Below are 14,112 nucleotides of genomic sequence, written 5' to 3'. Positions count from 1 at the left end.
ATTCACAGGGTAGTCATCGCGCCCCCTCAAGTGGGCTGATTCGTTAGAGTGTTCAGCGGTTCACTGATCCTGGGGGGGGCATGACGTCGGTGCGCACATCGGCGCGGGAGCAGGCCGCCCGCGCGGTCGCGCGTCCGGGGTGGGCACGGGCCCGGGGCGGCGTCCCGGAGCCGCCCGAGCGGCCGATCGTCTGGTCGATGCTGTCGCGGGCCCTGTCCGTGCCGCTCGTCCTCGGTCTGGTGTGCTTCCTGCCCGCGGTGATCGCCGCCCAGCCCGGTAACGGGGTCCGGGACACCGCGTACTGGCTCCAGCTGGTGCTGACCTGCTATGCGGGGGCCCGGCTGGCGACGATGATCCTCTCCACCCGGCGGCGGCTGCTCCAGGGCGTCTTCTGGATGTTCGTGTACATCGCCATGGGTGTCGCGCCGTTCGCGCAGGTGGTGATCGGGCAGACGCCGACGCCGATGGTGGGACCGCGCCAGGACCTGGTCACGGCCATCGCGATGGTTCTGGTGGGGTGTGCCGCCTTCGACCTGGGGGCGCTGCTGGCCTCGCGCCGGCCGCTGCGGCGCCGTACGCCCTCCACGCGGAGCCCGGGCGGAGGACCGGCCGTGGCACATCCGCTGCGGCTGCGACTGCTGGTGCTGCTGGCGTTCGCGGCGAGCGCGTTCTACGTGCTCAAACTGGGCGGGCCCTCGGTCTTCTTCTCCAGCCGGCAGGAGATCAACGAGACCGTCGCGGCGAGCGGGGTGGCCTCGGAAGGGTCCAATGTCGGCTCGGCGTTCGTCAAGGGCTTCGGCCAGGTCCCGGCGCTGCTGGCGCTGCTCTTCTACACCCGCCGTCTGGCAACCTCCTACCGGGCCCGGCGCACCCCGTCGACGGCGCTGGTGTGGGTGGCGCTGATGGCGTTGAACCTTGTGGTGAACAACCCGATCTCCAACGCCCGTTACTGGTTCCTGACGGTGTTGATGGCCTTCGTGTTCACCGCGTTCCCGAGCAGTGCGGCGATCTACCGCATGGTGCTGGCGACGGGGGTGGTGGGGGCACTGGTGGTGTTCCCGTACGCCGACAAGTTCCGGTACGACGACGAAGGACAGCGGCCCGCACAGTCGGCCTCGGTCTTCGAGCCGCTGGTGACCAAGGACTACGACCAGATGGTGATGTTCGCCAACACCATCTCGTGGGTCGACACCCGGGGCCACACCTACGGACGCCAACTGACGGGCTCTGCCCTGTTCTTCGTGCCGCGCGCGGTGTGGAGCGGGAAGCCGGAGGACACCGGGGTCCGGGTCGGGCAGTGGATGGGGCTGCGGATGACCAACCTCTCGGCCCCGCTGTGGACCGAGTTCTGGGTCGACTTCGGCGCCTCCGGGGTGATCGGCGGGCTCTCACTGATCGGTTACGCGGTGGCGCGCACCGACCGCCGGTACGCACTGGCCGTCACCCGGGCGGGGCCCGGCCCGGGAAGTGTTCTGGCGATCGCGGCGCCGCTGATCGCCGGGTACACCTTCATCCTGTTGCGCGGGCCGCTGCTCCAGGCTGCGGGGAAGCTGGCGATCGGCGCCATGTGCCTCGTGCTGATCACGACGTTCAGGGAGCAGAGGGCAGCGCGTCGGCGCTGACGGTCTCCCCGGCCGGCCTCCGGCGGCGCAGCCCTGCCACCCTGGTCCAGGTGGCGACGGCCTTGCAGAACGAGCCGAGGCACAGCCCCCAGGCGGCCCCGGGGACACCCCCGAGGGCGTAACCGCCGGCCATGAACGCCACCGCGGTGAGCGAGAAGACCACCTGGATGCTCAGCGTCGTACGCGGGTCGAGCATGCGAAGGGCGAGCAGTCCGCAGGTACCGGCGGCCATCGCCGCGTACTGGCTGCCGGTGGCCGGGAGCAGCGCGGCGGCTGTCGGCCAGGTGTCGCCGAGCAGTTCGCGTCCTGCTCGCTCGGGCAGCAGGGCCAGCGCGGTGGCCCAGAGGGCGGCGGTCGCGGCGAGTGCGGCGGCGAGGACCGCGGTCGCGCGGACGCGGCGCCGCTCGTCCCGGATGCGGCGGAGCAGCGGCGGGCCGAAGGAGGTGGCGGAGGTGAACAGCACGTTGAGCGGCCCGAACAGGGTGGTCGCCCCGCGCAGGGCTCCGACCAGGAGCGGGTTGCCGACGGCGCCGAGACCGAGGACGGAGAGCTGACTGGCCGCGTTGCCGACACCGAACTCGACGACGAAGCGTTGCCCGAGGTGGCCGCGCCTCAGCATCGGCCGTATCCGCAGCGGGGCCCCGGCGGTCGAGCGGTGCAGCAGCACGGCGGACATCAGCAGAGCCGGCAGGGCGGACAGTCCCCAGAGGGCGATCAGCCGGGCGGGGGTGGCGCCGTACTCCTGGGGGGCCAGGGCGCCGAGCACGCACACCAGTCGCAACAGGTCCGCGGCCAGCGCGAGATGGGGTCGCTGGAGGGTGGAGAAGGCGTAGCGCAGGGCGTCCTGCCCCAGCACCACCGGCAGGACGAGGCCGAGCATCAGCAGCGCGCGGGCGGTGTCCCCCGGGACGAGCCGGCAGACAGTGGCCAGCAGTGCGCCGAGGGCCGCCGAGGCACCGACGGTGAACACGACCGCCGAGCGGCAGGCCCCCCGGGTGTCCTGGCCGGCGCCACGCCGGAGGACCAGCGGCTGCCCGGTGTACGCGCCGGAGACGCCCAGCAGCACGGTGAAGACGAGGTAGACCGCGGAGAAGCGGGCGAAGTCGGCCACGGTGGAGAGCCGGGCGGCGGCCACGAGCACCAGGATGTTGGTGAGCGCCGCCACGCCCTGGTCCGCGACCGAGCAGACGATCGCGGTGCGGGCTCTCACCGGCGCGCCCCCGGGAGGGTGAAGGAGCGCAGCCCCATGGTCTCGTCGGGGTTCCCGGTGACCTCCGGGGCGTCCGCTTCGAGGGGCGGCCCGTCCGGTCCACGGCCTGAGCGGCGCCGGCCTGACCTGGGCCGGCGGTCCGCGCGGCGCAGCCGGCCCCGGCCGGGGTGGAGCAGGGCGCCGAGCACCGAGCCGCCGGAGGCACCGATGATCTCGCGGATGCGTTCCAGGTCGCCGCGGTGCACCTCGCGCGGATCGCAGACGATCATGACGCCCTCGACCCGGTCCACCAGGGCGACCGCGTCGGCGTACGACAGCACGGGCGGGGCGAGGACGATGACCACCGCGCCGGGACGGTCGGCCTCGGCGACGGTCCGTGCGACGGACGCGGAGGTCAGGGCGCGCGGCACGTTGTCGGCGGTGGTCCCCGCCACCAGGGCGAAGGCCCCGGAGCCCGGTACGTCCACGTTGGAGCGGCCGCCGGCCGGCCAGCCGCGGTCGCCCTCCTCGGCGGCCCAGCGCGGCGGCCGGACCTCATGGGCGGCCGACCCCAGGTCACGGGCCAGCGACGGCGTGCGCAGATCGGCTTCCACGAGCAGGACGTCGCGGCCCATCTCGGCGAAGGCGGCAGCCAGGTTGACCGCGGCGGCGGCCGCCGCCGCGTTGTCCCCGCGCGGGGCGGTGACCAGGAGCCGGCGCCGCTCCGCGAACGACGGGTCGTAGGCGAGCCGGAAGGCGACCGCACGGTATTCCTCGGCGAGCCGCGAACCGCTGCGCCCGATCGCGAGCAGGCTGTCCGTGGCCGCGCGCTCCCGGGGCAGCGTGCCGAGCAGCGGGGCCCCGAGGGAGCGGACGAGTTCGCGGGGGGAGCGTACGGCGGGGTCGAAGACGAGGCGCACCCACGACATCAGCAGTCCGAGGGCGAGACCGACGACCGCGCCGAGCCCGAGGAGCAACGGCAGGCCTGCGCCGGCGGGCTCGGTGGGGGCGACGGGCTTCTTGTTGAGGTAGCCGGGGGTGGTGTCGAGTGCCTGGAGCTCGGAGATCTTCCGGCTCAGCTCGGAGATGGAGACGATGATGTTGGCGCGGGCGCTGCTGACGTCGTCCGCGGCATCGACCCCGGTGCTTTCCTCCAGCAGGTCGCGCTTCTCCTCCAGTGGGTCGAGCTGCGCGCGGTAGCCGTTCGCCATGTTGTCGATGCTTTCCTCGGTGCGGGCCTTGCGGTGCGCGAGGTAGGCGTTGGCCAGGGCTTCGGCGCGGGACCGGGCCTGCTCGGGGGTGGCCCCGGTGTACGAGAAGCGCAGGGTGAGGGTGTTGGGCGGGTTGGTGACCTGGAGGCCGACGAGCAGTTTCCGGGCGGTGACGTCGTCGCCCTTCTTGAGCAGGGTCCCGGCGGCCAGGTCGCCCACGGTGTCGCTGACCGCCGTCTGCCGCTCGGAGCCGATGTTGATGCCCTTGTCGGCGGACGCGCCGGTGGCGAACGGGTCGGCGGTCGCGGAGCGTACCTGCACCTCGCCGGTGGCCGTGTAGGTGTCGTCGCCGCTCAGGGCGAGGAAGCCCCCGCCCAGGAGGCCCACGGCGACGCCTCCGGCGAGGAGCAGGCGGTAGCGCAGGAGCTGGCGGAACTGGTCGCGGAGCAGCGCCGGCTCGTCCTGGTCGTCCAGGGGACGGATCTGATGCGTCATCGGCGTGCTCCCCCTTGGGTGTCCCCGGTTCGCGTGTCCCCGGCTCCCACGTTCCCGAGTGCCTCGACGAGCAGGGCGTCGAAGCGCGCGAGGCCCGCCTCCCGGCTCAGGTGCTGTGCGACGTACCGCGGACCGTGCGCACCCAGTGCGTCCGCCTCCACCGGATCGGCGGCCAGCCGGCGTACGACGGCGAGGAGCGCGGCCGGGTCCTCGGGGGCCACGAGGATCCCCGCACCCGACCGGCGCACCTCGTCCGCCGTACCGCCCTCGCCTGAGACAGAGGCGACGACGGGGCGCCCGGTGACGAAGTACGAGGTGAGCTTCGACGGCACGCTCATGTCGAGCACCGAGGCCCGCTGGGTCACCGCGAGCACATCGGCGGCGGCGAGCACATCGGTGAAGTCGTCCGCGTCGGCCGGCGGGAGGACGTCGATGTTGGGCAGCGCCCCGGCCCGCTCGCGCAGTCCTTCACGCTGGTTGCCGTCACCCATCAGGACGACCCGGATGTCCGGGGCCAGCCGCGCCAGACCGACCAGGACGTCGAGGCCCTGCTTGAGACCCATGTTGCCGGAGTGCAGCACTACCAGGGTGTCCTCCGCCCAGCCGAGCCGGGCGCGGGTAGCGGCGCGGTCGGCCGACGGGCTGCGCACATGGGTCCAGTTGGGGACCAGTCGAATGCGTCCGGGGTCCACACCGAGGGCGGTGACCCCCTCCACGAAGCTCTCGTGGATGACGCCGACCAGGGCCGCGCCGCGCAACGCGTGACGCTCGGCCTTCGCGGCGACGGCCGCCGCTCGGCCTCCCCCTCGGATGCCGCTCTGCGCGGCGGCGGCGCCCATCAGGTCCTGGACGACGGGTATGTGGGGTACACGGTGGCGGCGCGCCAGCCGGGCGCCGATCACACCGCCCGCGAGGCTAGGCATCTGGGAGATCACCGCGTCGAAACGGCCGGGCGGCGGTGCGAGGACCCCGTGGACGAGCACGGACGCCTCGAACGCGCCCCGGCGCAGCGCTGTCTGCCGAGGAGGCACGTAGTGCCGTCGACGGTGCACGCGCACCCCCTCGCGGCTCTCCTCCTTCCGCCACACCCCCCGGTACCGCTCGTCCACGCGCCAGGAGGGGTAGTGCGGCATCCCGGTCAGGACCTCGGTCCTGGCGCCCGACGCCGCCCAGTGCTCGGCGAGCTGTGTGGCGTACGGGCCGATGCCCGTCAGCTCGGGCGCGTAGTTGGTGGAGACCACGAGAAGTCTGCGATGTGCGAACGGTCTGTGATGCTCAGCAGCGGACAACGGATGATCGCCTTCCCCCCGGAACAACCTCTCCTTTGAGCTTATCCGTTCACGCGTTGCACAAGTGTTCTTCACAGTAAGGTCGTTGAACCAGTTCCGCCGTGGGGGGAGAGAAATGGTGCAGCACAGGGTCGGTTACGCGCCGGGGGTGTACGACCTGTTCCACGTCGGCCACCTGAACATCCTGCGGCACGCCCGCAGTCAGTGCGACTACCTGGTGGCCGGGGTCGTCTCCGACGAGATGGCCGCGCTGGCCAAGGGCCACAAGCCGGTGATCCCGCTGCCCGAGCGGCTGGAGATCGTCCGCAGTGTGCGCCATGTGGACGCGGCGTTCGTCGAGACCGTTCCGGACAAGGTCGAGACCTGGCAGCAGGTCCGCTTCGACGTCATCTTCAAGGGCGACGACTGGCGGGGGACGGAGAAGGGCGAGCGCCTGGAGCGGGACTTCGCCGAGGTCGGGGTGGAGGTCGTCTACTTCCCGTACACGGTGCACACGTCCAGCACCCAGCTCCGCCGGGCACTGGACGTGCTCGTCAGCCGGCCCGGAGCGCTTTCAGCTCCCTGAACCACTTGACCAGGAACGCCACCAGGAACAGGGCGTGCACCGCCGCGAGCACGGCGTACCCGGCCCGGAAGGCCCCGGGTGCGCCGAGCAGCAGGAAGACCAGGCAGAAGATCCCGTAGTCCGCGGGCAGCAGCGCCACGGCCCGGACCCGGGACGCCGCAGCGGCAGGGCCCACCGCGGCCGGTGCGGTGCGGGCCGCCGCCTTGCCGAGCTGTTCCCGCAGCAGCCCCGCACAGAAGGTGAGCACGGCGACGAACAGGAAGCCGAGCGGCAGAAGGAGCCAGCCCTCACCGGGCAGCCCGTCGTACCGGTAAAACGAGATCAGGACGGCGCTGTGGACGAGGATCATCTTCGCGCAGTCCACGACATGGTCGAGCCACTCGCCGTCCGGCCCGCCCCGCCCGGTCAGCCGGGCGAGCTGTCCGTCGGCCGAGTCGAAGGCGAAGCCGACGGCCAGCCCGGCCCAGACCAGCACCCCGAGCCACCAGGCCGGCTCCGCGAGCGCCACGGTCGCGATCGAGGCGAACGTGAACCCCGCACTGACCGACGTGACCTGATTGGGCGTCAGTCCGACGCGGTGGGCACCCGCGGCGAGCAGGCGTCCGGCCGGCCGGTTCACATACCGCGAGTAGAGCGAGACACCCTTGGACGACTTCTGCGCGCCACGCAATTCACGCAGCACCGTACCCGTGCTCGACATACGCCCCCCAGCGCCCGATGGTTCCCCGCCGCATCATCGCAGAAACAGTGCGGGACTCGTGGCGATACGGAGACGCGGCGCGGGCGACGGACCTCAGGTCCGCTCGGACCCCGGGCCGGGTTCCTGTTCCGCACCGGGCTCCGGCCCCGGCTCGGTGAGCTGTGCGTCCAGGTCGTCGAAGAGCAGCTCACCGTGTTCGATCTGCCCCGTGCGGTACGCGGACCGCGCCACCAGGTGCGCGGCCACCGGGCCGGTCATCAGCTGGAAGAAGCCGATGAGGGCCAGCGTCGCCAGGTCCATGCCGCCGCGCAGCCTCAGCGCGACCCCGGCCAGCACCAGCAGCAGCCCGAGGGTCTGCGGCTTGGTCGCCGCGTGGCTGCGCGACAGGACATCGGGCAGCTTCAGCATGCCGACCACGCCGAGGAGGGAGATCGCGGCACCGAAGAACACGAGCACCGCCCCGGCCGTATCGGTGATCTGCACCCAGAGACTCACTCCTGCGACTCCTTCGCGGCTGATTTCCGGCGCGACAGCGGCTTGTCGCGTACGGCGATGAAGCGGGCGATGCCCACCGATCCGGTGAAGCCGAGGAAAGCGAGCACCAGCATGATCGGGAAGTAGAACGCGTCCCGGGCGAAGGCGGACTTGGCACCGAGGCCCGCGATGATCACCGCGGCGAGGACGTCCAGCGCGATGGCCCGGTCCAGCATCGAGGGGCCACGGCTGATCCGGACGAGCAGCAGTGCGCCCGCGACGACGACGAGGACGACGGCTGCGATCATCAGGACCCGGTCGACGGTTTCGGGGCCGCTCACGATTCCTCCTCCCCCGCACCGGGACCGGCACCGGAATCGGAGTCGGAGTCGGAACCGGGACCGGAGTCGGAACCGCCGACCGACGGTGGCGGCCCGGCCACCCGGCGGATCTCCTCCGGGGTGCCGAACGCCCGTACCGTCAGCTCCTCCAGCTTCCAGACGGAGCGCCGGGCCGCTTCCAGCTCCGCCGGCCGGTCCGCGTCCAGGACGTGCAGGAAGAGCGTGGCTGTGGCCCTGCGCACCTCGACGACGGAACCGCCCGGTACGTTCGACACGGTGACGGCGGTCGCGGCCAGCATCAGATCGCTGCGGCAGCGCAGTGGTACGCCGATGACGGCGGGCCGGTGCGGTCGGTCGGCGAAGATCTGCCGGGTGACCTCCACTCCCGAGGTGTACATGTCGTAGAGCAGGTAGCCGGCGAGCCGGAGAATGCCCCAGGGGTGCAGCCGCAGCCCGAGGTCGACCTGGGGCAGCGGGAAGGCCAGGCAGACCACGACCGCGACGACCGCGCCGGTGACGACGTTGGCCCAGGTCAGGGTCGACCACAGCAGAACCCAGATCAGGGTGAGCCAGGCGATCAGCGGAAGGTCGAGCACACGGCGCCTGCGCCCGGCGAACTCGACGCTGTACGGCGGGAGATCGGGGTTGCGGTACGACAGGGTGATCAGGCGCCTCACCGGCCGAGCACCTCCTCCACGTAGGGGCGGCGCGCGATGAGCTCCGCCGCCGAACGGTCGGTGTAGGCCGTCAGTGGACCGGCCAGGACGGTGAAGGCGAGTCCGAGCACGACGGCGCCGGCGGTGGCGGCGGTCATGGCCGCGGGCGGGCGGATCGTGGTGGTGACGGACCGCCCCTGCAAGGTGGCGGCCACGGCCTGGCCGGCCGGGGCCCGGGGCGGCCCCACTCCTTCGTCCCCCGTGCCGGGGATGCGGTCGGGCCCGGCATCGTCCTCGTCGCTGTCGTCGGCGGTCTCCAGGACGGTGCCGTAGGCGGCCTGGCCCGGAGGCTCCGTACGCCAGAAGGCCAGATTCCAGATCTTGGCCATCACGTACAGGGTGAGCAGGCTCGTCACGGTCGCGCCCGCGACGAGGATCCAGGCCATCACACCGCCGTCGGCGACACCTGCGCGCATGAGTCCCAGCTTGCCGATGAAGCCGGAGAGCGGTGGGATGCCGGCGAAGTTCATCGCGGGGACGAAGAAGAGGACCGCGAGCAGCGGCGCCGCCCGGGCCAGTCCGCCGAGCCGGGTGAGCTCGTTGGTGCCGCCCCTGCGCTCGATGAGCCCCGCGACGAGGAAGAGGGTGGTCTGGACGGTGATGTGGTGGGCGACGTAGAAGATCGCGCCGCCGTACGCCTCCCGGGTGGCCAGGCCGATACCGAAGACCATGTAACCGATGTGGCTGATGAGGGTGAAGGAGAAAAGCCGCTTCAGGTCGGTCTGGGCGACCGCACCGAGGATCCCCACGATCATCGAGGCGAGGGCGACGATCATGAGCAGATCGCCGAGCCGGTTCCCGGGGAAGAGCAGCGTCTCCACGCGCAGCATGCAGTAGATGCCGACCTTCGTCAGCAGGCCCGCGAAGACGGCGGTGACGGGTGCGGGCGCGGTCGGATAGGAGTCGGGGAGCCAGGCGGCGAGGGGGAAGACGGCGGCCTTGATGGCGAAGACGGTCAGGAGCATGGCCTGGATCAACGTCTCCACACCGAGGGGGAGATCGGGCAGCCGGCCGGCCAGCTGGGCGAGGTTGGCCGTGCCGGCGGCGGCATAGGTCATGGCGATCGCCGTCAGGAAGAGCATCGAGGAGAACAGCGAGATGATCACGTACGTGGAGCCGGCCCGGATCCGCGGGCCGGTGCCGCCGAGCGTGAGCAGGACGAAGCTGGCGACCAGCATGATCTCGAAGCCGACGTAGAGGTTGACGAGGTCCCCCGCGATGAAGGTGAGGGAGACCCCGGAGACCAGGATGAGATAGGCGGGGTGGAAGACGGCGACGGGCGTCTCCTTGTCCCGGTCCGCCATGCCCTGACCGAGCGAGTAGACCAGGACGGAGAGGGTGACCGCCGAGGAGACGGTCAGCATCAGCCCGGACAGCCGGTCGGCGACGAGCGTGATGCCGAGCGGTGGGGCGAAGTCACCCAGATGGACGGAGAGGGGCCCTTGCCGGTCGGCGGCGACCATCAGCACCACCGAGAGGCAGAGGACCGCGCTGAGTACGGCGACGCTGATGAAGCGCTGGAAGCGCGCGAGCCGGGTGCCGAAGGCGAGGCTCAGCCCGGTTGCGCAGAGCGGCAGCAGCACCGGCAGCGGTACGAGGGCGTTCATCCGGCGGCTCCTCGGTCGTCGTCCTTGTCGTTCACGTAGTCCTCCGGGTCGGCTCCGAGCACGTCGTGCCAGAGGTCCCCGCCGGCGTCCCGACCCCGGGCCTGCAGGGCGCGGTCGGCCCGCAGCCGGGCGCGCAGCCGGCGGTGTTCCTGGCGGTAGCGGGCACGCTCCTGCCGGGTACGTCCGGGCTCCGCCCGGTACTCCTCGCGGAGTTCGGCACGCTGCCCCATCACCTCGGCGCGCAGGTAGATGCGCCGGTCCTCCAGGTCGTCGTGGACCTCGTCCGTGCCGGTCAGCTGGTAGCTGCGGTAGGCCATGGCGAGCAGGAACGCCGTGGTGGCGAGGGTGATGACGATGGCGGTGAGCGCGATGGCCTGGGGCAGCGGGTCGGTGATCCGGCGATGCGGCACCCCGTAGAGGAGCGGCGCCGCGCCCGCCGGGCCGGTGGCCGAGAGGACCAGCAGGTTGATGCCGTTTCCCACGATCACCGCGCCGAGCAGGATGCGGGTGAGCGGCCTGGTCAGCATGAGCATTCCGCCGACCGCGCAGAGGACGACGGCCGTGGCGAGGAGCGAGGCGCTCATGGTCATCGGTTCGGCTCCCCCGCCCCGGCGCCGGGCGCGGGGGTCAGTGCGCCCGCCTCCCTTTCGATCTGCCGGTCGACCTTCGCGCCCAGGGCGCGCACGATGTCCAGGACCACCCCGAGGACCAGGAGGTAGACGCCGAAGTCGAAGAGGACCGAGGTGCTCAGGTGGTAGTCACCGAACACGGGCAGGTGCCCGTGGTAGGTCCAGGCGTGCAGGACCGTCCCCTCCGCGAGGCCGCCCAGGGCGACCGCGGTGGAGACGAACAGTCCGAACCCCGTGAAGAGTCCCGGCTGCAGCGGCGCGGCCTCCGCGAGCTCGAACCGGCCGCCCGCCAGGTAACGGGTGATGAGGGCGAGTCCCGCCACGAGCCCGGCGACGAAGCCGCCGCCCGGCATGTTCTCGGCGCAGAACAGCAGATACAGGGAGAGCACCAGGATGGGGTGGAAGAGCAGCCGGGCGACCACCTCGAACACGACGGACCGGTGTTCGGGCGCCAGGGTGGATCCGGCGGCCAGCCAGTCGCGTTCGGGCGCGTTGTCGTCACCTTGCGGCAGACCGCTCAGCTCCCTGGTCGAGAGCGTCCAGGCGGTCTCCCCTCGCAGTTCCTGTCTGTTCATGGTCGCCTCGCCACGGCGGTGCAGATAGATGAGGCTGGTCACGCCGATCGCCGCCGCCGCGAGGACGGCGGACTCCCCCATCGTGTCCCAGGCCCGCAGATCGACCAGGATGGTGGCCACCACGTCCTTGAGTCCGTGGTGGGCTACCTCCTCGATCATCGCCGCGCCGGCCGGTTCGGCGACGCGTGCGGCGCCCGCAACCCAGACGGCCACGCCGACCGTCGCCGCGGCGGCCAGCGCCACCGGGATGCGTAGCGCCCGCCGCCAGGTGCCGATCGACTCCTCGAAACGCACCGGCATCCGGCGCAGGACAAGCACGAACACGATCATGGACACGGTCTCCACGCAGAACTGGGTGAGTGCGAGGTCGGGCGCGCCCTGTACGACGAAGAGCAGCGCCGTCCCGTACCCGGTCAGTCCCGCCAGGACGACGGCCTTCATCCGGCGGCTGACGGTCAGGCAGGAGAGCGCGGCCGCGCAGGTCAGCAGGGCCACCGCTCCCTGCAGCGGGGTGTCCCACACCCGGGGGGCGGCCGCTCCCGCCCAGGGGCGGTCGGTGACCAGGACCGCCAGCTGGCCGACCAGCATCACCATCAGGGTGATGGCCAGGTAGCCGGACAGGGAGCCTCGCTGGACGAAGCCGGTGATCTGGAGGGCGACCCGTTCCAGGCCGAGCAGGAGGTGCCCGAAGACGCTGTCGGCGGTCGGCCAGGCGATGCGCCGGGAGATCCGGGTCACCGTGGCTCGGCCCGCGAAGAGCGCGGCGCCGGCCGCCCAGGTGAGGGCGGACAGCCACAGGACCATGCCGAAGCCGTGCCAGAGCGCGAGGTGGTACGGGTGGGCGGGGGCGGGGAACACGTCGGCGTAGGCGGCGAACAGACGGTCCGTCCAGCCGACGCCGGGGCCGAGCACCAGCCCGGCGACGGCGAGTACGGCGGGTGGTGCCAGGAGGGCGGCGCCGACACGGTGGACGGGGGTGTCGGCGACACCGGGTTTACGGGCGAACGCTCCCCAGACGAAACGGAGGGTGTACGCGACGGTCAGCACGGAACCGACGACGGTGACGGCCAGCACCCAGCGGTCCGCGGTGTCGCCGTGCAGCAACGCGTCGAAGGCGGCTTCCTTGGCGGCGAATCCGAGGAACGGCGGCAGGGCCGCCATGGACGCGGCGGCGAGCACCGCGACCGCGCAGACGTACGGCATGGTGCGGCCGAGGCCGGAGAGGCGCCGTAGGTCCCGGGTGCCGGCCGCGTGGTCCACGATGCCGGTGACGAGGAACAGCGCGGCCTTGAACAGGGCGTGTCCCAGGATCATCGCGACGGCTGCGAGTGCGGCGTTCCGGTTACCCGCCCCGGCGAGCACGGTCAGGAAGCCGAGCTGGCTGACGGTGCCGTAGGCGAGGACGAGCTTCAGGTCGTTCAGGCGCAGGGCCCGCCAGCCGCCGAGGAGCATGGTCGCTCCCCCCAGCACCAGGACGACAGGCCGCCACACGGGTACGTCGGCGAAGGCGGGGGCGAGCCGCGCCACCAGGTAGACACCGGCCTTGACCATGGCCGCGGCGTGCAGATAGGCGCTGACAGGGGTGGGCGCGGCCATCGCGTTCGGCAGCCAGAGGCTGAACGGCCAGATCGCCGACTTGGACAGCGCCCCGCACAGCACGAGGACGACGGCGACGGACACGGCGAGGGTCGGCTCCGGCGGATGGGCGACGATCGCGGAGATCCGGTAGGTGCCCGCCGCCTCACCGAGGATCAGGAAGCCGACCAGCATGGCGAGACCGCCCAGCGTGGTGACCGTGAGCGCCTGGAGAGCGGAGCGGCGGTTCTTCTTGCGTTCGTTGCCGTGCCCGATCAGCAGGTACGAGAAGACGGTGGTCAGTTCCCAGAACACGTAGAGGGAGATCAGGTCGTCCGCGAGGACGAGGGCGAGCATGGCACCGGCGAAGGCCAGCAAGTTCCCGGCGAAGGGCGCCAGTCGGGGCGAGTCGTCGGTGAAGTAGGACGCGCAGTACAGCAGGACGAGCGCGCCCACCCCGGCGGCGAGCAGCACCATCAGCTCGGCGAGCGCGTCCAGGCGCAGGGCGATCGACACGTCGTACGTACCGATCCACTCCCAGGACCAGTCGACCGGCCGGCCGGCCTCCGCGCCGCTCCACTCGGTGACCGCCCACACGGTGGTGGCAGCGGGAGGCAGCGCGAGCACGACGAAGGCGTACCTGCCGAGCCGCCGTACCAGCGGCACCGCGCACGCCGCCAGGACGAAGTGGCTGAGGACGAGCGCGATCACGACAGGAGATCCGGAACAAAGGGCACCGAATACAGATATATCCCTGGGCGCGGTTCACCCGTCCGGCGCGCCGCGATGTGTCCGGCCCGCTGGTTCCGGTCCGCGTCGGTGGTGGTCGGTGCTCGTCCCGCTGTGGTCACAGAACGGCGCCTGCCCGCTGCGCCCGTGGTCACACGGCATGACGTGGGGCGAGTCCCTCCCGGCCGCCCGGGGCCGCCTCTCCGTCCGGAGCACCCGGTCGGCGTTCAGGGGCAGATGCCGCAACGCCTCCGGGACCTCGTCGGGCATCCCGTGGGCACCGGCGACGCGGGGATGCCCGTGCGCGTCGTCGCACACGGTGAAGCCGTCACCGTCAGGTGACGTGTTCACGGCACCAGGTAGCCGTCCGTCGGTCACGGCCGTCACCTCCCCGC

The 14,112-nt window shown here is 71.9% G+C and carries 12 protein-coding genes; 2 read left to right on the top strand and 10 right to left on the bottom strand.

The genetic code is table 11. The features are described 5' to 3' along the window. The first annotated feature begins 80 nt into the window (after positions 1-80). A complete protein-coding gene (locus ACFYSH_RS18260) occupies positions 81-1,622 on the top strand; it encodes a hypothetical protein (protein ID WP_388753576.1) in 1,542 nt (513 codons plus the stop codon). Here ACFYSH_RS18260 and ACFYSH_RS18255 read toward each other — a convergent pair. From ACFYSH_RS18255 to ACFYSH_RS18245, 3 genes are read right to left on the bottom strand one after another with little or no spacing between them, the layout of a single operon-like run. Further along, positions 1,591-2,832 carry a hypothetical protein gene (locus tag ACFYSH_RS18255; protein ID WP_388753573.1) on the bottom strand — a complete coding sequence of 414 codons (1,242 nt, stop codon included), beginning with the start codon at positions 2,830-2,832 and terminating at the stop codon, positions 1,591-1,593. The two genes, ACFYSH_RS18260 and ACFYSH_RS18255, sit on opposite strands and share 32 nt — an antisense overlap. Further along, positions 2,829-4,517, bottom strand: coding sequence for a lipopolysaccharide biosynthesis protein (locus ACFYSH_RS18250; protein WP_388753571.1), 1,689 nt, complete (start codon positions 4,515-4,517; stop codon positions 2,829-2,831). The genes ACFYSH_RS18255 and ACFYSH_RS18250 overlap by 4 nt, the downstream gene beginning before the upstream one ends. After that, on the bottom strand, positions 4,514-5,758 hold the full coding sequence (locus tag ACFYSH_RS18245; RefSeq protein WP_388753568.1) for a glycosyltransferase: 1,245 nt from the start codon (positions 5,756-5,758) through the stop codon (positions 4,514-4,516). Before ACFYSH_RS18245 ends, ACFYSH_RS18250 begins: the two co-directional genes overlap by 4 nt. Before the next feature lie 163 nt (positions 5,759-5,921). Here ACFYSH_RS18245 and ACFYSH_RS18240 point away from each other — a divergent pair, with 163 nt between their 5' ends. Further along, complete coding sequence (locus tag ACFYSH_RS18240) at positions 5,922-6,371, top strand: adenylyltransferase/cytidyltransferase family protein (RefSeq protein WP_327113451.1); 450 nt, start codon at positions 5,922-5,924, stop codon at positions 6,369-6,371. Here the strand turns inward: ACFYSH_RS18240 and ACFYSH_RS18235 are convergent. The 7 genes from ACFYSH_RS18235 to ACFYSH_RS18205 all read right to left on the bottom strand — a co-directional run bounded on the left by ACFYSH_RS18235 (position 6,340) and on the right by ACFYSH_RS18205 (position 13,699). After that, positions 6,340-7,071 carry a CDP-alcohol phosphatidyltransferase family protein gene (locus ACFYSH_RS18235; RefSeq protein ID WP_388753565.1) on the bottom strand — a complete coding sequence of 244 codons (732 nt, stop codon included), beginning with the start codon at positions 7,069-7,071 and terminating at the stop codon, positions 6,340-6,342. The genes ACFYSH_RS18240 and ACFYSH_RS18235 overlap by 32 nt on opposite strands. Positions 7,072-7,164: 93 nt before the next feature. Continuing rightward, positions 7,165-7,566, bottom strand: coding sequence for a monovalent cation/H(+) antiporter subunit G (gene mnhG / locus ACFYSH_RS18230; protein ID WP_388753562.1), 402 nt, complete (start codon positions 7,564-7,566; stop codon positions 7,165-7,167). Continuing rightward, entirely contained in the window at positions 7,563-7,886 is a 324-nt protein-coding gene (locus ACFYSH_RS18225) for a monovalent cation/H+ antiporter complex subunit F (RefSeq protein WP_388753559.1), read from the bottom strand. The genes mnhG and ACFYSH_RS18225 overlap by 4 nt, the downstream gene beginning before the upstream one ends. After that, positions 7,883-8,563, bottom strand: a complete 681-nt coding sequence (locus ACFYSH_RS18220) for a Na+/H+ antiporter subunit E (protein ID WP_388753556.1) — start codon at positions 8,561-8,563, stop codon at positions 7,883-7,885. Before ACFYSH_RS18220 ends, ACFYSH_RS18225 begins: the two co-directional genes overlap by 4 nt. Then, on the bottom strand, positions 8,560-10,209 hold the full coding sequence (locus ACFYSH_RS18215; RefSeq protein ID WP_359475239.1) for a Na+/H+ antiporter subunit D: 1,650 nt from the start codon (positions 10,207-10,209) through the stop codon (positions 8,560-8,562). Before ACFYSH_RS18215 ends, ACFYSH_RS18220 begins: the two co-directional genes overlap by 4 nt. Further along, complete coding sequence (locus ACFYSH_RS18210; protein ID WP_359475236.1) at positions 10,206-10,799, bottom strand: Na(+)/H(+) antiporter subunit C; 594 nt, start codon at positions 10,797-10,799, stop codon at positions 10,206-10,208. Before ACFYSH_RS18210 ends, ACFYSH_RS18215 begins: the two co-directional genes overlap by 4 nt. Further along, entirely contained in the window at positions 10,796-13,699 is a 2,904-nt protein-coding gene (locus ACFYSH_RS18205) for a Na+/H+ antiporter subunit A (RefSeq protein ID WP_388753553.1), read from the bottom strand. Before ACFYSH_RS18205 ends, ACFYSH_RS18210 begins: the two co-directional genes overlap by 4 nt. Between the last annotated feature and the right edge of the window lie 413 nt (positions 13,700-14,112).

This window comes from Streptomyces sp. NPDC005791, assembly GCF_042871485.1.
Taxonomy (GTDB): domain Bacteria; phylum Actinomycetota; class Actinomycetes; order Streptomycetales; family Streptomycetaceae; genus Streptomyces.
This window is presented reverse-complemented; position numbering and strand designations above follow the sequence as displayed.